A 19,657-nucleotide genomic window follows, 5' to 3' on the forward strand; every position below is an offset into this window, starting at 1 on the left:
ATAAACGGGCAAGAGAAGTCAGAAAAAAGCGCGAGATTGCGCAGTCGCAACAATTTGTTGCCTACATTTAATCCGCGAGCGGTAACGCTTATGTGCGATAAGCAAAACCCATGAAACCCGCGCAAGCCGGGGCACAATGGAGCGCATGAAAAAGCAGGTGTTGATTGCCGGGGGTGGAATTGGGGGATTGGCGGCAGGCATTGGCGCCCTGCGCGCCGGCTGCGAGGTTCGCTTGTTCGAACGCGCGCAGCATTTCAGCGAAGTGGGCGCGGGAATACAGCTCGGGCCGAATGTCGTGCGAAGGCTGCAGGCCTGGGGGCTGCAGAACAGCCTGCAGGCGGTCGTGGCGGTACCCGAGGCGCTGCAGGTGCGCAGCGCCTTGAGCGGCGAGGCGCTGGCGCGCATGCCACTGGGCAGTGCGGCGGTGGCGCGTTATGGCGCAGCGTATGTCACCATCCACCGTGCCGACCTGCATCAGCTGCTGCTGACCGCGCTGCGCGCTTATGCCGACGTGCATTTGAACCTTGGCGAGACGATAGAGCATTACCGTGAGGCCGACGGGGTGGTGACGGTGCGCGACCAGGCGAACAAGCTGATCGAGGGCGATGCACTGGTTTGCGCCGATGGCGTGCACAGCCGCCTGCGCCGCCAGTTGCTGGGCGACGGACCACCGCGCGCCACGGGCCATCTGGCTTACCGCGCGATGGTGCGCCAGGCCGAGTTGCCGCAGCGGCTGCGCACGCAGCAAGTCACCGCCTGGCTCGGGCCGCGCCTGCATGTGATCCAGTACCCGGTGCGCCGCGGCGAATTGCAGAACCTCGTGGTGATCGTTCAGGGCCCCGCACCCGCGGATATGGAACGCTGGGACCACGCGGCCAATGCGCAGGATCTCGAAGCCGCGCTGTCCGGCACCTGCAGCGCATTGCAGGACCTGGTGCGCAGCGTGCCGCGCATGGGCATGGATTGGCGCCTTTGGCCGCTGGCCGACCGTCCGCCGCTGCGCGCCCCCACCGAGATGGCGCAGGGCCTGGTGGCGTTGCTGGGCGATGCGAGCCATCCCATGCGGCCTTATCTGGCCCAAGGGGCAGGCATGGCCATCGAGGATGCTGCCGAATTGCAGCGCGCGTTGTCCATGCACGACCTCGACCTGGACCTGCGCCTGCGCCGCTACGCGCTCAACCGTTGGCAGCGCAACGCACGCGTGCAGGCGCGCTCGCAGCGCAACGGCCGCATCTTCCATGCCACCGGGCCCATGCGCTGGGGCCGCGACACCGCGTTGAAACTGCTGGGCGCGCGCATCATGGATCTGCCCTGGCTCTACCGGGGCGATGGGTCCAGCGCGAGTTCGCTGTAACTGCGCGGCGCGGGGTCCGGTCGGCGGTACTGAAGGTGTCGGAAGCTAAGACGCTGCGCTCAACCCGCCTGTCCCAGGCGCTGCGACACCGGCAGCGTATGGAACAGCAGCGCGCCCAGGCCCAGCATCACCGCAATGCCCAGCATGACCGCCGCGAACGGATCCCAGCCATGGTGCACCGCCCACGAAGCCAGCACCCCGGTCAGCCATTGCATCAGCGCCGCCCCCAGGAACATGGCCATGGTCAGCAGGGCCATGGCACGGCCCGTGGCTTCAGGCGGGAAGGAGGAGCGCACATGCGCATATTGCAGCGCCGAGCCGCCCGAAATGCAGACGATGGCGATGATCAACGCCACCGTGAGCCAGCCGACATGCATCAACCCGAGCGCGGCGTAGAGCAGGGCGATGATCGACGTCGTGGTCACCAGCAGGCGGCGCCGGCGCAGCGGACCCGGGTCCAGGCGGCCGAAGACGCCCGGGCCTACCAGGGAGATCAGCGACACCAGCAGCGCCAGATGGCCGCTGGCCACCAGCGACCAGTGGTGGCGCTCCATCAGCAGCGGTCCGAGCCACAGGCCGCGCAGCGTCAGGAAGGACGCATAGGTCACCAGTCCCATGGCCAGGATGCCCCAGCTGTAGGGCTGCATCATCAGCGCGCCGAATTCGCGCGACGCCGAAAGCCAGCTCTGGCGCGGGCCCGCGGCGGCGCCCGGGGCGGGCTCATGCACTTTCCAGGCAATCAGCAGCCATGACAGTGCCGACAGCAGTCCGAGCGTGGCGAATCCGCTGCGCCAGCCGTAATGCTCGACCAGCCAGGCCAGCGGCGAGCCCGTGAACAGCATGCCTATGCCGCCCAGCCCCAGGCTGATGCCCGACACCGCGGCAAATTGCGCGGCGGGAAAATGCCGTGCGATGAAGACCGTGCAGGCCAGGAAGGCGGGTGCGCAGCCCAGGCCGATCAGCGCCTGGCCCGCCAGCAGCCAGCCATAGCTGGGCGACCAGGCGGACAGGGCCGCGCCCACGATGCTCAGCGGCGCCGTCAACAGCACCGTGCGGCGCAGGCCATAGAGATCGATGCCCACACCCATGAACAGCTGCACCGCGCCAAAGGTCAGCGCAAACAGGCCAGCAAACAGGCCCAGCGAGGAGGGCGAGAGGCCGAAGTCGGTCTGCAGGGCCACGGCAATGATGGCCGTGACGGTGCGGTAGGCCTGGCTCAGCGCAAAGCCGCTGAGCAGCACCAGCAGCATGGACCAGGCGCCGCTGGCGGTCAGCGGTGGGGAGCCGGCGGCGCTTGCGCCAGGAGCGGGATTCAGGTCGGGGGCGGCAGGCTGGTTCACGGCACAATGTTCCTCATTGCCCGAGCCTAGCCTGAAGCCAGGGCCGGCGCTGTCGCCTGCGGCGCTGGGGGAAACCCTGGCTCACAACGCGCTGCGCAGCGTCCAGATCTCGGGGAACAACACCACGTCGAGCATCTTGCGCAGATAGCTCACGCCGCCCGTGCCGCCCGTGCCGCGCTTGAAGCCGATCACGCGCTCGACGGTGGTCACATGGCGAAAGCGCCAGAGCCGGAACGCGTCCTCGAGATCGGTCAGTTCCTCGCCCAGCTGGTACAGGTCCCAATGCGTGGCGGGATCGCGGTAGACCGTGAGCCAGGCCTGCTCGACGCCGGGATCGGCGCTGTAGGGCTGGGTCCAGTCGCGCTGCAGATGGCTTTCGGGCACCGCAATGCCGCGGCGCGCGAGCAGGCGCAGCGCCTCGTCGTACAGCGAGGGCGCGCGGTAGGCCGCATCGACCAGGGCCAGCAGTTCGGGCCGGTGCGCGTGCGGCTTGAGCATGGCCGCGTTCTTGTTGCCCAGCGAGAACTCGATGCAGCGGTATTGGTAGCTCTGGAAGCCGCTCGACTGCGCGAGATAGGGGCGGATCGCGCTGTATTCGGGCGGCGTCATCGTCGCCAGCACATCCCAGGCATGCACCAGCTGCTCCATGATGCGCGAGACGCGCGCCAGCATCTTGAAGGCCGTCGGCAGCTCGTCCTTGGCGACATGCGCGATGGCGGCGTGCAGTTCGTGCAGCATCAGCTTCATCCACAGTTCGCTGGTCTGGTGCTGGACGATGAACAGCATCTCGTTGTGGTCCGGCGACAGCGGCTTTTGCGCCGTGAGGATCTGGTCGAGCTGCAGGTAGTCGCCATAGCTCATGCTCTGGCTGAAGTCGAGCTGCGCGCGCTCTTGCTGCACGATGGCTTCGGGTGCGGGGGGGTGGTCGGTCATGGAAGCAGGGCAATAATCGGTCGATACATCATAGGCCGCCGCTTGGTCCTGTGCCCCTTTGTTCCCGCCTTGTTGCGGCATTGTCTTCGCACCCTCGCTCCATGAACGACTGCTTTGAAACCCTGGCTTTGCCCGTGAACTTCCGCGTGCACGAACTGCTGGCCTTCCATGCACGCGACCGCGAGGCGCTGGCCGAGCAGGTGGCCGCGGACACGCTGCGCAAGGGGCTGTGGAGGCAGGGCCGGCCGGTGTGCCTGCAGATCGATTTCCTGCCGGGACGGGCCCGCGTGCGGTGGGATGCCGAGGGCCTGCCCGCGCAGGATGTCTTGCCGCTGGTGCAACGCATGCTGGGATTGACGCAGGACATAGGCCGCTTCGAGGCGCAATGGGCCGCGCACCCTCTGCTGGGTCCGGTGCTGCAGCGCCAGTCGGGCCTGCGCGTGCCGCTCGCGGGCACGCCGTTCGAGGCGCTGGCCTGGGCCATCATGGGCCAGCAGATCAGCGTGGCGGCCGCGGTGTCGCTGCGCCGGCGCTTGATCCTGGCGGCCGATCTGCGCCACCCGGGCGGCCTGTATTGCCATCCCCAGGCCGATGCCGTGCTGGCGCTGGGCCTGGAGTCGTTGCGCGCGGCAGGGCTGTCACAGGGCAAGGCGCAGAGTCTGCTGGCAGTGGCCGAGGCGGTGCGGGCCGGACGCCTGCCGCTCGATGCCTGGGCCGCGGCGCCGCAGTTGTCGGTGGAGCAGATCCGCACCGCCCTGCTGGCCATCAAGGGCATAGGTCCGTGGACGGTCAACTACACACTGCTGCGCGGCTTCGGCTGGCTCGATGGTTCGCTGCATGGCGATGTGGCGGTGCGCCGCGGCATCGAGCGGCTGCTGCAGGAGGATGTGGACATGGCGCGTGCCGAAGCCTGGCTTGCGCCGTTTGCGCCATGGCGCGCGCTGGTGGCGGCGCACCTGTGGGCAATGCAGGCGCTGAACGCCTGATCAGGTCACCGCCTGGCGCTGGTGGAAGCGCGCCTCGCGCCATTCGCCGCTCTCCAGCACCTGGCGCAGCTGTTCGGCGGCATTCCATACATCCTCGAAGCCCAGGTACAGCGGGGTGAAGCCGAAACGCAGGATGTCCTTGTGCCGGCCCACGCCGCCGTCGCCCTGGCGGAAGTCGCCGATCACGCCGCGTGCGATCAATGCCTGCACGATCGCATAGGCGCCGCTGCCCTGGCCGTCGACGCCCAGGCCCTCGTCGCGCGTGAGGCAGACCTGGGAGCCGCGCTTTTCATGGGCCAGCGGCGTGGCCAGGCCCAGGCCGTGGCCCGCGCAGCGCTGCTCGACCAGCGCGATGAACAGATCGGTCAGCGCCAGCGACTTGGCGCGCAGCGCCGCCATGCCGCCCAGCGGCTCGGTGGCGCTGAACACATCGAGCCCGCACTGCAGCGCCGACAGGCTGATGATGGGCTGCGTGCCGCACAGATAGCGCTGTATGCCGTCCGCAGGTGCATAGCCGGGCGTGAACGCGAACGGCGCGGCATGGCCGAACCAGCCGGCCAGCGGCTGCGCGCAGCGGTTGACGACGCGCGGGTGCGCCCAGACGAACGCGGGCGCGCCCGGGCCGCCATTGAGGTATTTGTAGCCGCAGCCCACCGCAAAGTCGGCATCGGCGGCATGCAGATCGATGGGCACCGCGCCCGCGCTGTGGCACAGGTCCCAGACGCACAGGATGCCGTGCGCATGCGCCGCGGCCGTGAGGCCGGCCATGTCGTGCATCGCTCCCGTGCGGTAGTTCACATGCGTCAGCAGCAGGATGGCGGCCTGGTCGTCGAGCGCGGCGGGGATTTCCTCGGGCTCGAGCAGCACCAGTTGCAGCCCATGCTGGGCGCAGACCGACTCGGCGATGTACAGGTCGGTGGGGAAGTTGCTGCGCTCGGTCAGCAGCCGGCGGCGCGCCGGCGCGTCTTCGGCGGCAATGCGCGCCGCGGCCGTGAGCACCTTGAACAGGTTGATGGAGGTGGTGTCAGTGAATACCAGCTCGTCCCGGCGCGCGCCCAGCCAGGGCGCGAACTGGTTGCCCAGGCGCTGCGGCAGATCGACCCAGCCGGCCTTGTTCCACGAGGTGATCAGGTCCTGCGCCCATTCCTGCTGCACGACCTGCGCCACGCGCGCGGCCGTGGCCCGGGGCGCCAGGCCCAGCGAGTTGCCGTCGAGATAGATCTGGCCCGCGGGCAGCGCGAACAGATCGCGCAGCGCGCGCAGCGGGTCCTCGGCATCGCGGTCGCGGCAGTCTTGCAAGGTCAGTGTCATGCGTGTTTCATCCATGGGTTCAGCGCAGCGTGCGCAGTACGGCGCGCACGGGCGAGGCATCGGCCTGCGTCAGTTTGAGCGGCAGCGCAATCAGTTCATAGTCGCCTTCGGGCACGGCGTCGAGCACCAGATTTTCCAGCACGCGCAGGCCGCGACGGCGAATGACCTGGTGGCTGTCGAGCGTCTTGCTGCTGGCGGGATCGATGCTCGCGGTGTCGATGCCGATCAGCCGCACGCCCAGATCGGCCAGCCGCTCGACGGTTTCGGGCGCATACGCGGCCAGGCCATCGTCCCAGCCCGTGGGTGCCTGCGCATAGGTGCGCACCAGCACGCGCGGCGGCAAGTCGGCCGTGATTGCATGTTCGAGGTGCTGCCAGCGCAGCAGCGGGCCCTGCGCAATCGCATGGATCACGCGGCAGGGCCCGAGAAAGCTTTCCAGGTCGAGCGCGCCAATCGCCGCGCCATCGGGCGCATAGTGCAGCGGTGCGTCGGCATGCGCGCCGACATGCGGCGACAGCGTGATGGCGCTGACGTTGACCGGGCAGCCCGGCGCAATCGTCGCGCACCACTGCTGGCTGTAGGGCGTGTCGCCCGGAAACACCGGGCTGGCGCTGTGGATCGGAGGGGAGATGTCCCAGAGTTGCTGTGCCATGGGAGTCGACTTTAAACGGCGCGGCGCCGGAACCAGAGCCGGTAGGCCAGCAGCAGCACACCCAGGAAGGGCACGCCGGTCAGCAGCGTGAGGTGGAATTCCGCGGTGAAGTAGGTCGTGACCAGCACGCCCAGCATCAGCGCCGCGCCCAGCAGCGTCAGCACCGGAAAGCCCCACATGCGAAACGCCAGCGGCCGGTTGCCCTCGGCCTGCCAGCGCGCGCGGAAGAACAGATGCGTCACGAACACCATGAACCAGGTGAACATCGCGCCGAACATCGCAATCGACATCATCCAGACCAGCGATTTCTCGGGCTGCCAGACGTTGAGCACCATGGCCACGGCAATGCCGGCGCAGGACACCGCAATCGCGCGCGTGGGCACGCCGCGCGCGTTGAGCCGGCCCAGGCCCCGCGGCGCGTAGCCGCCGCGCGACAGGCTGAACATCATGCGCGAGGTCACATACAGCTGGCTGTTCATGGCCGACAGCGCGGCCACCAGCACGACGAAATTGAGCACATGCGCGGCGCCCGGAATGCCGAGGATCTCCATCACGCGCACGAACGGGCTGCGGTCGGTGCCGGCCGCCTGCCAGGGCACGATGGCCAGCATCAGCGCTAGCGTCAGCAGATAGAACAGCACCAGCCGCAGCACCGTGGTGCGGAAGGCGCTGGTGATGGCCTTTTGCGGATCCTGCGCCTCGCCTGCGGCCACGGCAATCGCTTCGAGGCTCAGATAGCTGAAGATCGCGACGATCACGCCGACCCAGGTGCCCCACAGGCCGTTGGGGAAGAAGCCGCCTTGCGCGGTGTAGAGGTGAAAGCCGATGTCGGGGCGCTGCGTGCCGAACACCACATAGGCGCCGATCAGAATGAAGGCCACGATGGCCACGATCTTGACCATGGAGAACACATACTCGACCTGGCCGAAGGCCTTGACGCTCGAGGCGTTCACCGCGATCAGGCCCGCCGAGAACAGTGCCACCCAGAGCCAGCGCGGCGAGTCGGGAAACCAGTACCCCATGTAGAGGCCGACGGCCGTGACTTCCATGCCCACGGCCAGCACCACCGCGGCCCAGTAGGCATAACGCACGAGAAAGCCGGCCCAGGGCGCGATGTAGTGCTCGGCATAGGCGCCAAACGAGCCCGAGGTCGGATGCGCGACGGTCATCTCGGCCAGGCAGCCCATCAGCAGCAGCGCGATCAGCGCGCCGATCGCATAGCTCAACAGCACGCTCGGGCCGGCAAAGCCGATTGCAAACGCGCTGCCCATGAACAGGCCCGTGCCGATGGCGCCGCCAATCGCGATCATCACGATCTGCGCGCCGCTCAGGTGCTGCTGCAGGCCGGTTTCGCGTTGCTGGATATCTTGGAAGGTGGCCATGGCCGGAATCTTTCTGCGCGTGCAGCTTGCAGGGTATAGGGAAAACGGGCGCGCCAAAAGCACATCGACAGGCTCAGTGCGAACGGGCTTTATCCGTTCGTCCTGAGCCTGTCGAAGGATGGACGGTCCCCGAAGTTTTAGTCGGCCTGCTTGCCCAGCAAAAGATACTCCATCAGCGCCTTCTGCACATGCATGCGGTTCTCTGCTTCTTCCCACACCACGGACTGCGGCCCGTCGATGACTTCGGCTTCGACTTCCTCGCCGCGGTGCGCGGGCAGGCAGTGCATGAACAGCGCATCGGGGCGCGCCGCGGCCATCATCTCGGCATCGACGCACCAGTCGGCAAAGGCCTTCTTGCGCGCCTCGTTCTCGGCTTCGTAGCCCATGCTGGTCCAGACATCGGTCGTGACCAGATCGGCGCCGGCGCAGGCCTCGAGCGGGTCCTTGAAGACCGCATAGCTGCCCGGGTTGGCGGCCTTGCCGTTGAAGGCCAGGCGCTCGTCGACCTCATAGCCGCCCGGGGTGCTCAGGTGCACCTTGAAGCCCAGCAGGTCGGCGGCCTGCAGCCAGGTGTTGGCCATGTTGTTGCCATCGCCGACCCAGGCGACGGTCTTGCCCTGGATCGAGCCGCGGTGCTCGATGAAGGTGAAGATGTCGGCCAGGATCTGGCAGGGGTGGAACTCGTTGGTCAGGCCGTTGATGATGGGCACGCGCGAGTACTCGGCAAAGCGCTCGATGCGCTCCTGGCCGAAGGTGCGGATCATCACCAGGTCGGTCATGCGGCTGATGACGCGCGCGCTGTCCTCGATGGGCTCGGAGCGGCCGAGCTGGCTGTCGCCCGAGGTCAGGTGCACCACCGAGCCGCCAAGCTGGTACATGCCGGCTTCGAAGCTCACGCGGGTGCGCGTGCTGGCCTTCTCGAAGATCATCGCCAGCGTGCGGTCGCTGAGCGTATGGTGCTTCTCGTAGTTCTTGAACTTCTTCTTGATCAGCGCCGCGCGCTCGAACAGGTAGGCGTATTCCTCGGCGGTGAAATCACTGAATTGGAGGTAATGCTTCATAGGTTCATTTTCATGTTCAGGCGGCCAGCACGGCCTGCACCAGCGGCAGCAGCCGCTCCACGATCTCGTCGGCTTCGGCCTCGGTGAGGATCAGCGGCGGCACCAGGCGGATCACGGTGTCGGCCGTCACGCTCAGCAGCAGGCCGGCCGCGGCCGCCTGGCCGATCAGCTGGCCGCAGGGCTTGTTCAACTCGACGCCGATCATCAGGCCCTGGCCGCGGATGTCGACCACGCCGTCGAGCACGCCCAGCTTGGCGCGCAGCGCGGCCTTGAGATGCTCGCCGACGCGGGCCGCATGCTCGAGCAGGCCGTCCTCTTCCATGATGCGGATGGTTTCAATGCCCGCGCGCATGGCGAAGGGATTGCCGCCAAAGGTCGAGCCGTGGTTGCCCGGCTTGAGCACCTCGGCCGCCTTGCCATGCGCCACGACGGCGCCGACCGGCACGCCCGAGCCCAGGCCCTTGGCCAGCGACATGACGTCGGGCACGATGCCGGCCCACTGGTGCGCGAACCACTTGCCGGTGCGGCCCATGCCGGCCTGCACTTCGTCCAGCATCAGCAGCCAGCCGCGCTCGTCGCACAGCGCGCGCACCTGCTGCAGGTATTCGGCGCGCATCGGGTGCAGGCCGCCTTCGCCCTGGATGGGCTCCATCAGCACCGCCGTGATGTTGGCGTTGCCTTCGGTGGCCGCGAGCAGCGCCTGGTAATCGTTGGGCGCCACGCGGATGAAGCCGTCGAGCAGCGGGCCGAAGCCGTCGCGCACCTTGGCATTGCCGGTGGCGGTCATGGTGGCGATCGAGCGGCCATGGAAGGCATGGTCATAAACGACGATCTCGGGGCGGGCAATGCCCTTGTCGACACCGTACTTGCGCGCGATCTTGATTGCCGCCTCGTTGGCTTCGAGGCCCGTGCTGCAGAAGAAAACGTTGGTCATCTTCGCGCGCTCGACCAGCATCTTGGCGAGGATTTCCTGGCCGGGCACATGGTAGTAGTTCGAGGTGTGGATGAGCTTGGTCAGCTGATCCTGCAACGCGGGCACCAGGCGCGGGTGGTTGTGGCCCAGGGTGTTCACCGCAATGCCGCCAAGCGCATCGAGGTATTCCTTGCCATTCACGTCCCAGACGCGGCAGCCTTGGCCTCGTTCCAGAGCGATCGGGACGCGGCCATAGGTGTTCATCACGTGGGGCGAGGCTGCCTCGATGAAAGCGGTCATTGCAAAAATCTCCCAAGAATGCAGGGGTGGCATGGACATTGCATCCATGCGCCGGGTTGAGCGAACTACAATTTTAGATGGACGCGGCGCGATGAAAATTGACGAATACGCATCACAGCCGTGCAATGCACCCATGGCAAGCTCGACTCTTGTATAAGAGTTAAACTCTCCCATTGACCCGCCAGCGGCGATCCCGCCCCGGTCACATCACTTTGCACAACGATATCGATGGTCTCCCCCAATTCTCAAGAACTGTTCATCCAGGGCCTGACCCGCGATGGAAAAACCTTTCGGCCCAGTGATTGGGCAGAGCGCCTGGCCGGTGTCATGAGCCAGTTCCGCCCTGGGGGAGCCAGCCCTGGCAGCCATCTGAGCTATTCGCCCTGGTGCATTCCCACCACCCTCAACGGCACCAAGTGCGTGGTGCTGCACGCCGATCTGCGCGAGCATGAGCCCATGGCCTGGGACTTCGTGATCAATTTCGCCAAGGACAACAACCTGCAGATCGCCGAGGCCTGCCTGCTGCCGGACGCGCCGCCGAAGGCCTAGTCGCGTCTTGCTTTGGCATCTCGACCAGGCCGGCTTCATGCCGGCTTTTTTGTGGGCCCAGCGTTAGGCACGAATCACGACTTGAAACCCCTTTTGACGCAGCCGGCGAGGCAGGCTCAGGGCGAACGGTGTCTGGTTGGTTTGAAAAGAGCGCACAGCGTGATTGGGTGCTGTGCTCGACAAAGCGTCCGTGGTGAGCTTGGCGAGGGCGCCGCACGGTGAAGCAGTGCGTTTGAAGCGGGCGAATCGAGCCGCCGCCGGGCCGCCCCAAGGCGGCGAGGGCCCCCGGGGGGGCAGCGACCCACACGCAGTGGGGGAGCGTGGGGGCAACATAACGAAAAAACCGCCCTAAGGCGGTTTTCACGTTCGTTGACAGCGCACCCGTTACAAACGGCAGATGGCTTGCGCCATCCGTGCGATTGCCTAAATGGTTTAGGCGGCGAGGGCCAGGGCCTTGACCTTGGCGGACAGGCGGCTCTTGTCGCGAGCTGCCTTGTTCTTGTGGAAGATACCCTTGTCGGCAATGGTATCCAGCACGGATTGGGCCTTGGCAAACAGTTCGGATGCCTTGGTCTTGTCGCCAGCCAGAACAGCCTTTTCGACGTTCTTGACAGCGGTACGGTACTTCGAGCGCAGCGAGGTGTTAGCGGCGTTCAGGGCGACGTTCTGGCGGGCGCGCTTGCGGCCCGATGCCAGGCGGGGGTTCTTTTTCTTGGGTTTAGCAGATGCCATGATTCAAATTCCTAGTGTCTGAGGATGATGTCAGCGAAGCCGGCGATTGTAGCACCTGTTGCCTGTGCGACGGAATCTTCGGGTCCGAAGACCGTACAAGGCATACACTGCGCGGGTGTCACTGTTCAAAGCCGCCTCCACCGTCTCGCTGCTCACGCTTGCTTCCCGGGTCACCGGGCTGCTGCGCGACCTGCTCATGGCCTCCATGTTCGGCGCCAATGCGCTGACCGACGCGTTCAACGTCGCCTTCCGCATTCCCAACCTGTTCCGGCGCCTGTTTGCCGAAGGGGCGTTCAGCCAGGCCTTCGTGCCGGTGCTGGCGGCGACCAAGGCCAAGGAGGGCGACGAGGCCACGCGCGTGCTGATTGCGAATGTCGCCACCGTGCTGACCTGGGCGCTGGTGCTGACCTGCGTGCTGGGCGTGGCCGGCGCGCCGCTGCTGGTCTGGCTGCTGGCCAGCGGGCTGCAGCAAAACGCCGCGGGCTACGACGCCGCGGTCTTGATGACGCGCTGGATGTTTCCCTACATCGGCTTCATGTCGCTGGTGGCGCTGTCCGCCGGCGTACTCAATACGTGGAAGCGTTTCGTTGTGCCCGCGGCCACGCCGGTGCTGCTCAACGTCAGCATGATCGGCGCGGCGCTGATCGGCGCGCCGCGCCTGGCGGCGCATGGCATCGAGCCGATCTATGCCATGGCCGCGGGCGTGATGCTGGGCGGCGTGCTGCAACTGGCGGTGCAACTGCCGGCGCTGCGCCGCCTGGGCCTGCTGCCGCGCATCGGCCTGCGCTGGAGCACGGTGCACGCGGCCTGGCAGGACGCGGGCGTGCGCCGCATCCTGTCGCTGATGGCGCCGGCGCTGCTGGGCGTGGGCGTGGCCCAGATCTCGCTGATGATCAACACGCAGATCGCGTCCTATCTCGCGCCGGGCAGCGTCTCCTGGCTGTTCTATGCCGACCGGCTGATGGAATTTCCCACGGCGCTGCTGGGCGTGGCACTGGGCGTGGTGCTTACGCCACAGCTGGCGGCCGCCAAGGCGGCGGCGGATGCCGAGCGCTATTCGGCCATGCTGGACTGGGGCCTGCGGCTGGTGCTGGTGCTGTCCGTGCCCTGCGCGGTGGCGCTGCTGGTGTTTGCCGAGCCGCTGGTGGCCACGCTGTTCCACCGCGGCGCGCTGACCGACCGCGACGTGGCGCAGATCGCGCTGGCGCTGGCCGGCTACGGCGCCGGCCTGGTGGGCCTGGTGGCCATCAAGGTGCTCGCACCCGCGTACTACGCCAGCCAGGACATCCGCACGCCGGTGAAGATCGCGGTGGCGGTGCTGGTCATCACCCAGCTGCTGAACCTGGCGTTCGTGCCCTGGCTGGCGCATACCGGGCTCGCACTGTCGATCGGCCTCGCGGCGCTGGTCAACGCGGCCTGGCTGCTGGTGGTGCTGCTGCGCCGCGGCACCTATGCGCCGCGGCCGGGCTGGGGCCGGCTGCTGCTGCAGGTGGTCGCGGCCAGCGTGCTGATGGCCGTGCTGCTGGCCTGGAGCGCCCAGTCGCTGGACTGGATCGCGCTCAAGCAGCAGCAGTGGCAGCGCATGGGCTGGCTGGCGTTGATCATCGCGGCGGCGGCCACGCTGTACTTTGGCGCGCTGTGGGCGGCAGGGCTGAAGCTGCGCCAGTTGCTGCACCGATAGGGCATGTATCGGTTTTTGGTTATAAGGTAGGCATTGCCGCGGCCGTTGGCGGGTGGATTCCAACGGCCTTCCCTCTTGCACTCGACGCCGCCTGGTCGTACAAGGAAAGCATGTCACTGCGTTTCGATGCGCCTTCTTCGCTGCAATACTTTGCCACCCTGGTGCAAAGCGATGAACATCTGCCGCTGATGGAGGCGGCCGTCTGCATTGCACAGGATGAATTCCCCGAACTCGATATCCAGGCGGTGCTGGCCGATATCGATCAGATGCAGGTGCGCCTCGCGCGCCATCTCACGGGCGTGCATACGCCCTTGCAGCGGCTCAAGGTCCTCAACCATTTCTTCTTCGGCGAAATGGGTTTTGGCGGCAACGTCAACAACTACTACGCGCCCGAGAACAGCTATATCCCGGTGGTGCTGGCGACCCGGCGCGGCATACCGGTGAGCCTGGCGCTGGTCTGGCTGGAACTGGCCCAGGCCGCGGGCCTGCAGGCGTCGGGCATTGCGTTTCCCGGCCATTTCCTGCTCAAGGTCGGGTTGCCCGAAGGCCAGGTGGTCATGGATCCGCTGACCGGCACCTCGTTTTCCGCGCAGGAACTGGCGCAGCGGCTCGAACCCTTCGGGCTGGGCCGCGGGCGGCGCGAAGACAACATCCCGCTGGGTTTGCATCTGCAGGCCGCCACGCCGCGCGACATCCTCGAGCGGCTGCTGCGCAACCTCAAGGAAATCTACTTCGCGCAAAGCCAGTGGGCGCTGCTCACCGCCACGCTCGACCGGCTGATCGTGCTGCTGCCCGATGACTGGGCCGAATACCGCGACCGCGGCGCGGTGCTGGCCGAGCAGGGCCGCACGCGCGAGGCCGTGTCGGACTGGGAAACCTATCTGGAGCACGCTGGCGACCGGCCCGATGCGGGACTGATTGCCAACCGGCTGGCGGTGCTGCGCGGTTAGGCCCGACCGAACTAGACCAGCTTGCGCGCCTCGAGTTCTTTCTTGAGGTAGGCGTAGAAAAGCGGCGCGGCCACCAATCCTGCCGGGCCGAATACCGACTCGGCCACGAACATCACCGACAACAGCTCCCACACGCCCATGTGCGTGCGCCGGCCCACGACCTTGGCGTTGATCACGTACTCGGCCTTGTGGATCAGGATCAGAAAGCCCAGGCAGGCCGCGGCCGCGACCGGCGACACGGACAGGCCCACCAGCGTGATGACCGCATTGCACAGCAGGTTGCCGACGATGGGAATCAGCCCGGCCACGAAGGTCAGCGTGATCAGCGCCGGCGTATAGGGCAGCGCCAGGTCCCAGTAGGGCAGCACCAGCAGCAGGAACAACGCCGTGAGCAGGGAGTTGAAGACCGCGATCCAGAACTGGGCGGCGACGATCTGCCCGAAGGCCTCGCCGAACAGCATGATGCGCTGGTAGAGCGCCTCGACCAGCGGCGGGCGCTTGAGCGGAATGTGGCGTACCGCGGCCAGCGCGCCGATCAGCAGGCCGACATAGGCATGCAGCAGCCCCGACAACCAGGCCCGGCCGGCCATGGCCAGCACGCCGGCCTTGGCGCCGAGGTAGGAGGCAATCATGGTCTGGATCTCGCGCGCGCCATCGGGCAACTGGCTGGCGATGTCGGGTGGCAGCTTGTGGCGCAGCTCGAGCACGGTGCGCGCCAGGTAGTCGAGCAGTTCCTTGTACTGCTGCGGGGCCTCGACGATATAGCCGCGGGTATGGGGCAGGGCGCTGCTCAGCAGCGCCAGCGGTGCGAGCATGACCACGCCCGCGGCCACCACCTGGGCCCAGTGCGGAAGGTAGCCGGGAACGCGGCGGCGCGAAAGACGCGCCAGCAGCCGGGCCAGCGCGCGCGTGAGCATGAAGCCGACGCAGACGCTCAGCAAGCCCGGCAGCAGGCCTTGCCACATGACCAGCAGCAAGGTGCCGGCCATCAGCAGATAGCTGGCGTTTACCACGCTGCGCGAAGGTGTCTGGGGAAGTACTTCTCGGGGAACAGGAAGGTAATCTGACATCTGGGCGCGGCGTGGTACGGGCTGGGTCAGCGCACTTCGACGGGTTCGCCGTCACCGCGCGCGGCGATGCGTCCAATGGTATAGACAGTTTCGCCCAGGCCCTGCAGCGTTGCCGCGACGGCCTCGGCCTGCTCGGCGGGCACCACCACCACCATGCCGATGCCGTTGTTGAAGGTGCGGTTCATTTCCACCGCGTCGATGCCGGCCGTGGCCTGCAGCCAGGCGAACAGCTCGGTCTGCGGCCAGCTGCCCGCATCGAGGTGCGCGGCCAGGCCTTCGGGCAGCACGCGCGGGATGTTCTCCAGCAGGCCGCCGCCGGTGATGTGGGCCAGCGCCTTGATGGGATGCTGGGCCAGCGCGGCCAGCACGTTCTTCACGTACAGGCGCGTGGGTTCCATGATGGCCTGCTTGAAGGGCTTGCCGTCCAGCGTGGCGGGGACGCTGCCATTGGCTTCGGCGCGTTCGATGCACTTGCGCACCAGGCTGAAGCCGTTGGAGTGCACGCCGGCCGAGGCCAGGCCCAGCACCACGTCGCCGGCCTGCACGTTCTGGCCGGTGAGGATCTTCGACTTCTCGACGGCGCCGACGGCGAAGCCGGCGAGGTCGTATTCGCCTTCGGGATACATGCCGGGCATTTCAGCGGTTTCGCCGCCGATCAGCGCGCAGCCCGAGAGCTCGCAGCCGCGCGCGATGCCGCCGACCACGGCCGCAGCGGTGTCCACGTCCAGCTTGCCGCAGGCGAAGTAGTCGAGGAAGAACAGCGGTTCGGCGCCTTGGACCAGCACGTCGTTGACGCTCATGGCCACCAGGTCGATGCCCACGGTGTCATGCATGTTCCACTCGAATGCCAGGCGCAGCTTGGTGCCCACGCCATCGGTGCCCGAAACCAGCACGGGTTCCTGGTAGCGCTTGGGCACTTCGAACAGCGCGCCGAAGCCGCCGATGCCAGCCATCACGCCTTCACGCATGGTTTTCTTCGCCAGCGGCTTGATGCGCTCGACCAGCGCATCGCCGGCAACGATGTCGACGCCAGCGTCTTTATAGGAAATGGGAGTGGAGGGAGTGGCGGAGGAGCTCATGGATGGGTCAGTGCAGGTGTGCCCGGCAGGGGCGGAACTCCGGGATTTTACGGCGACCGCCTGCTTCGCGGGAGGCATGAGGCTGGTTTCAAGGGCTTTTCCCCGGGTCTGTGCAGCGCGGCAGCGTGCCGTGGACGCGCGCGCAGACTAAAATCAGCGGCGCGCAACCCTGGTTGCGCCTTCCGAGCCCTGGTGCAGTCTTCTGTGCCGGGGGCCTTTTGTCCTGTCGCCTGTAATGTTGCCGAACTTTCCCTTGCCAGCCTGTTGCGCACGGCCTCCCCTGGTTCCAGGCAGGAGGGCGTGCCGCGCATGCCGTTCATGAAGCAGATGGCGCTGGATATCGGCCTGGCGACGAGTCCCTCGTTGTCGCGGTTCTTTGCCGGCCCGAACACGGCGGTGCTCCAGCACCTGCGGCTGTGGGTCGGCGAGGGCCGCGGCCAGATGCCGCGCTCGCCCGTGCCGACCTATCTGTGGGGCGAATCGGGCTCTGGCAAGACCCATCTGCTCAAGTCGGTGCGCGAAGCGCTGCGCGAGCAGGGGGCCATTGTCGGCTGGCTGGATGCGTCGATAGGCTATCCTCCGGAGTTCGACGAGCGCTGGTCGGCCGTGCTGATGGACGATGTCCATCTGTACACGCCCATGCAGCAGGCGCGGGCTTTCAACTGGTTCGTCAACGCGACCAGCCCGGCCACGGGCATTCCGCGCTGGGTGCTGGCCGCCGGCGAACTGCCGCCGGCCGACCTGAAGCTGCGCGAGGACCTGCGCAGCCGCCTGGGCTGGGGCCATGTGTTCCAGCTGCGGCTGCTTGACGAGCCCGCGCGCCGCGCGGTGCTGCGCCAGGAGGCCGATTCGCGCGGCGTGTTTCTCGGCGACGATGTGATGGACTACATGCTCAAGCGCTTCTCGCGCGATCTGGGCAGCCTCATGCAGTTGCTCGACATGCTCGATGGCTTTGCGTTGCGCAACAAGCGGGCCATCACCATTCCACTGCTCAAGACCATGCTGGAGACCGAGTAGCCACCGCTGCCGGCCTCTTTTTCTGGAACCCCATGCCAACCTCTCACGCGCCCAGCGCCCGCCCGCGGCTCGCGCTGTTCGATCTGGACCACACCCTGCTGCCCCTGGACTCGGACTACGAGTGGGGCGTTTTCACGACCCGCATCGGCTGGACGGACCCGGAGGAATTCGGGCGCCGCAATGACGCGTTCTTCGCCGACTACCAGGCGGGCACGCTCGATGTGCATGACTACGTGCGCTTTGCCACCGAGGCGGTGCGCGCGCGCGGCGCCGAGGCCTCGGCCCGGGCGCATGCGCAGTTCATGGCGGAAGTGATCACGCCCGCGATCCGGCAGGCGGCACTGGCGCTGATCGAGTCGCACCGCGATGCCGGCGACCAGGTCGTGATCGTCACCGCGACCAACGAGTTCATCACCCGCCCGATCGCCCAGGCGCTGGGCGTCGATGAACTGCTGGCGGTGCAGCTCGCGCGCGATGCGTCGGGCTGGATCACCGGCGAGATCGACGGGCATCCGACGATGCGCGAAGGCAAGGTGCTGCGCATGCAGCAGTGGCTGGCGCAGCGCGGGCTGGACTGGGGCGATGTCGAGAGCACGTTCTACAGCGACTCGATGAACGACGTGCCCTTGCTGGAAAAAGTCGACCACCCGGTCGCGACCAACCCCGACGCGCGCCTGCGCGCCCTGGCCCGGCAGCGCGGCTGGCGCATACTGGACCTGTTTACCGAACACCCATGATCAAAACCTTCATCGACAAACTGCTGGGCAAGCCCGGCGCCAGCGCGCGTGCGCAAAAGCACCCCTTTGGCAAGCGCGAGGAAGTGCCGGCCTCGGTGCATGGCATCGATCCCGAACTCGTCGACCGGCGCGCCCTCGACGTGGTCGAGACGCTGCAGGACGCGGGCTTCGAGGCCTATATCGTCGGCGGTGCCGTGCGCGACCTGCTGCTGGGTCTGCGGCCCAAGGATTTCGACGTCGCCACCAATGCCACGCCCGAGCAGGTCAAGAGCCTGTTCCGGCGCGCGTTCATCATCGGCAAGCGTTTTCGCATCGTGCACGTGGTCTATGGCCGCGGCCGCGAGAACGAGGTCATCGAGGTCTCGACCTTCCGCGCGTTCCTCGACAACAGCCTGGCCGAGAGCGTGTCGGGCAACGAGCGCACCAGCAAGGCGGCGCTGGCCGGCATGAAGCATGCGGTCGATGCCAGCGGCCGCGTGCTGCGCGACAACGTCTGGGGCCCGCAGGACCAGGACGCGACGCGCCGCGACTTCACCATCAACGCCATGTACTACGATCCGGCCACGCAGATCGTGGTCGACTACCACAAGGGCATCCAGGACGCGAAGAAGCGCGTGCTGCGCATGATCGGCGATGCCGCCACGCGCTACCGCGAAGACCCGGTGCGCATCATCCGCGCCGTGCGCTTTGCCGCCAAGCTGCATGACGTCGGCTTCAAGCTCGAGCCCAAGACCGCCGCGCCGCTGATTGCCAGCCAGCACCTGCTGAACGAAGTGCCGCAGAGCCGGCTGTTCGATGAAATGCTCAAGCTGCTGCAGACCGGCCATGCGCTGGCCTCGGTGGCGCAACTGCGTTCGCTGGGCCTGGACCGCGGCATCTATCCGCTGCTCGATGTCGTGGTCGAGCGTGCCGACCATCCCTTCGTCAAGGCCGCGCTGGCCGACACCGACCGCCGCGTGGGCGAGGGCAAGCCGGTCGCGCCCAGCTTTCTGCTGGCCTGCGTGCTGTGGCAGGACGTCAAGCAGGGCTGGGAGCAGCGCCTGCAGCAGCGCCAGCATTCGTTCCCGGCTTTGCAGGATGCGATCGACGACGTGTTTAACCAGCGCATCGGCGACGTCTCCGGCCGCGGCAAGCTGGCCGCCGACATGCGCGAGATCTGGGTCATGCAGCCGCGCTTCGAGAAGCGCAGCGGCGCGACGCCGCTGGGCCTGGTCGAGCAGGCGCGCTTTCGCGCCGGTTTCGACTTCCTGCGCCTGCGCGCCGACGTGGGCGAGGTCGAGGAAGGCCTGGCCAACTGGTGGCAGGAGTTCCAGCAGGCCGACGACCTGCGCCGCGACGATCTGATCGCGCAGGCGCGCGAGGAGCAGCGCCAGCGCCAGAAGACCGCCGCGCCGGCGCCGCGACGCGTTGCCAAGGCGGCACCGGCACCTGTCGCCGCGCCCGAGCCCGGCGCCGCCGATGCCCTGCCGGCCGTGGGCGAAGAGGGCGCCGCGCCGAAGAAACGCCGCCGCCGCCGCCGCAAGCCCACCGATGGCGCAGCCGATGGCGCCGCCGATGCCGGGGGCGACCTGCACCGCGGCACCACCGACGACGCCTCGCCGTACTGAGCC

The 19,657-nt window shown here is 67.2% G+C and carries 18 protein-coding genes; 8 read left to right on the top strand and 10 right to left on the bottom strand.

Features of this window, described 5'->3' with window-relative positions; all coding sequences use genetic code 11:
* The first annotated feature begins 145 nt into the window (after positions 1–145).
* A complete protein-coding gene (locus HUK68_RS05085) occupies positions 146–1,354 on the top strand; it encodes an FAD-dependent monooxygenase (protein ID WP_175503210.1) in 1,209 nt (402 codons plus the stop codon).
* Between the two features lie 59 nt (positions 1,355–1,413).
* Here the strand turns inward: HUK68_RS05085 and HUK68_RS05090 are convergent, their stop codons facing one another.
* Both HUK68_RS05090 and kynA read right to left on the bottom strand, forming a co-directional pair.
* Positions 1,414–2,694, bottom strand: a complete 1,281-nt coding sequence (locus tag HUK68_RS05090) for an MFS transporter (RefSeq protein ID WP_434082458.1) — start codon at positions 2,692–2,694, stop codon at positions 1,414–1,416.
* A gap of 81 nt (positions 2,695–2,775) precedes the next feature.
* Complete coding sequence (gene kynA / locus HUK68_RS05095) at positions 2,776–3,627, bottom strand: tryptophan 2,3-dioxygenase (RefSeq protein WP_175503211.1); 852 nt, start codon at positions 3,625–3,627, stop codon at positions 2,776–2,778.
* A 101-nt stretch (positions 3,628–3,728) separates the two neighbouring features.
* On the opposite strand from kynA, the gene HUK68_RS05100 reads away from it, so the two are divergent.
* Positions 3,729–4,613, top strand: coding sequence for a DNA-3-methyladenine glycosylase family protein (locus HUK68_RS05100; RefSeq protein ID WP_175503212.1), 885 nt, complete (start codon positions 3,729–3,731; stop codon positions 4,611–4,613).
* On the opposite strand, the gene kynU is transcribed toward HUK68_RS05100, so the two are convergent.
* The 5 genes from kynU to HUK68_RS05125 all read right to left on the bottom strand — a co-directional run bounded on the left by kynU (position 4,614) and on the right by HUK68_RS05125 (position 10,232).
* Positions 4,614–5,924: a kynureninase gene (gene kynU, locus HUK68_RS05105; RefSeq protein ID WP_175503213.1), complete on the bottom strand. Its 1,311-nt coding sequence runs from the start codon at positions 5,922–5,924 to the stop codon at positions 4,614–4,616. It lies immediately after the preceding gene.
* 19 nt (positions 5,925–5,943) lie between these two features.
* Complete coding sequence (gene kynB, locus HUK68_RS05110; protein ID WP_175503214.1) at positions 5,944–6,576, bottom strand: arylformamidase; 633 nt, start codon at positions 6,574–6,576, stop codon at positions 5,944–5,946.
* An 11-nt stretch (positions 6,577–6,587) separates the two neighbouring features.
* Entirely contained in the window at positions 6,588–7,958 is a 1,371-nt protein-coding gene (locus HUK68_RS05115; protein WP_175503215.1) for an amino acid permease, read from the bottom strand.
* A gap of 137 nt (positions 7,959–8,095) precedes the next feature.
* Positions 8,096–9,019: an ornithine carbamoyltransferase gene (argF, locus tag HUK68_RS05120; protein WP_175503216.1), complete on the bottom strand. Its 924-nt coding sequence runs from the start codon at positions 9,017–9,019 to the stop codon at positions 8,096–8,098.
* Positions 9,020–9,035: 16 nt separating this feature from the next.
* A complete protein-coding gene (locus HUK68_RS05125) occupies positions 9,036–10,232 on the bottom strand; it encodes an aspartate aminotransferase family protein (protein ID WP_175503217.1) in 1,197 nt (398 codons plus the stop codon).
* A 228-nt stretch (positions 10,233–10,460) separates the two neighbouring features.
* Here HUK68_RS05125 and HUK68_RS05130 point away from each other — a divergent pair, with 228 nt between their 5' ends.
* On the top strand, positions 10,461–10,781 hold the full coding sequence (locus HUK68_RS05130; protein ID WP_175503218.1) for a DUF3579 domain-containing protein: 321 nt from the start codon (positions 10,461–10,463) through the stop codon (positions 10,779–10,781).
* A 432-nt stretch (positions 10,782–11,213) separates the two neighbouring features.
* Here HUK68_RS05130 and rpsT read toward each other — a convergent pair whose 3' ends face one another.
* Complete coding sequence (gene rpsT, locus HUK68_RS05135; RefSeq protein ID WP_175503219.1) at positions 11,214–11,513, bottom strand: 30S ribosomal protein S20; 300 nt, start codon at positions 11,511–11,513, stop codon at positions 11,214–11,216.
* A gap of 115 nt (positions 11,514–11,628) precedes the next feature.
* Between rpsT and murJ the strand changes: the two genes are divergently transcribed.
* Both murJ and HUK68_RS05145 read left to right on the top strand, forming a co-directional pair.
* On the top strand, positions 11,629–13,194 hold the full coding sequence (murJ, locus tag HUK68_RS05140) for a murein biosynthesis integral membrane protein MurJ (protein WP_175503220.1): 1,566 nt from the start codon (positions 11,629–11,631) through the stop codon (positions 13,192–13,194).
* Between the two features lie 110 nt (positions 13,195–13,304).
* Positions 13,305–14,144, top strand: a complete 840-nt coding sequence (locus tag HUK68_RS05145; RefSeq protein ID WP_175503221.1) for a SirB1 family protein — start codon at positions 13,305–13,307, stop codon at positions 14,142–14,144.
* Between the two features lie 11 nt (positions 14,145–14,155).
* On the opposite strand, the gene HUK68_RS05150 is transcribed toward HUK68_RS05145, so the two are convergent.
* The gene (locus tag HUK68_RS05150) at positions 14,156–15,214 is read right to left on the bottom strand and encodes an AI-2E family transporter (RefSeq protein WP_175503222.1); all 1,059 of its coding nucleotides are present in this window, start codon (positions 15,212–15,214) and stop codon (positions 14,156–14,158) included.
* Positions 15,215–15,240: 26 nt separating this feature from the next.
* The gene (purM, locus tag HUK68_RS05155) at positions 15,241–16,293 is read right to left on the bottom strand and encodes a phosphoribosylformylglycinamidine cyclo-ligase (RefSeq protein ID WP_175503223.1); all 1,053 of its coding nucleotides are present in this window, start codon (positions 16,291–16,293) and stop codon (positions 15,241–15,243) included.
* A 318-nt stretch (positions 16,294–16,611) separates the two neighbouring features.
* On the opposite strand from purM, the gene hda reads away from it, so the two are divergent.
* From hda to pcnB, 3 genes are read left to right on the top strand one after another with little or no spacing between them, the layout of a single operon-like run.
* A complete protein-coding gene (gene hda, locus HUK68_RS05160) occupies positions 16,612–17,310 on the top strand; it encodes a DnaA regulatory inactivator Hda (RefSeq protein ID WP_175505740.1) in 699 nt (232 codons plus the stop codon).
* Positions 17,311–17,342: 32 nt separating this feature from the next.
* A complete protein-coding gene (locus tag HUK68_RS05165) occupies positions 17,343–18,047 on the top strand; it encodes a histidinol-phosphatase (protein WP_175503224.1) in 705 nt (234 codons plus the stop codon).
* Positions 18,044–19,654, top strand: coding sequence for a polynucleotide adenylyltransferase PcnB (pcnB, locus tag HUK68_RS05170; protein ID WP_175503225.1), 1,611 nt, complete (start codon positions 18,044–18,046; stop codon positions 19,652–19,654). The genes HUK68_RS05165 and pcnB overlap by 4 nt, the downstream gene beginning before the upstream one ends.
* The last annotated feature ends 3 nt before the right edge of the window (positions 19,655–19,657 follow it).

It is taken from the genome of Comamonas antarctica (genome assembly GCF_013363755.1).
Lineage (GTDB): Bacteria > Pseudomonadota > Gammaproteobacteria > Burkholderiales > Burkholderiaceae_C > Comamonas > Comamonas antarctica.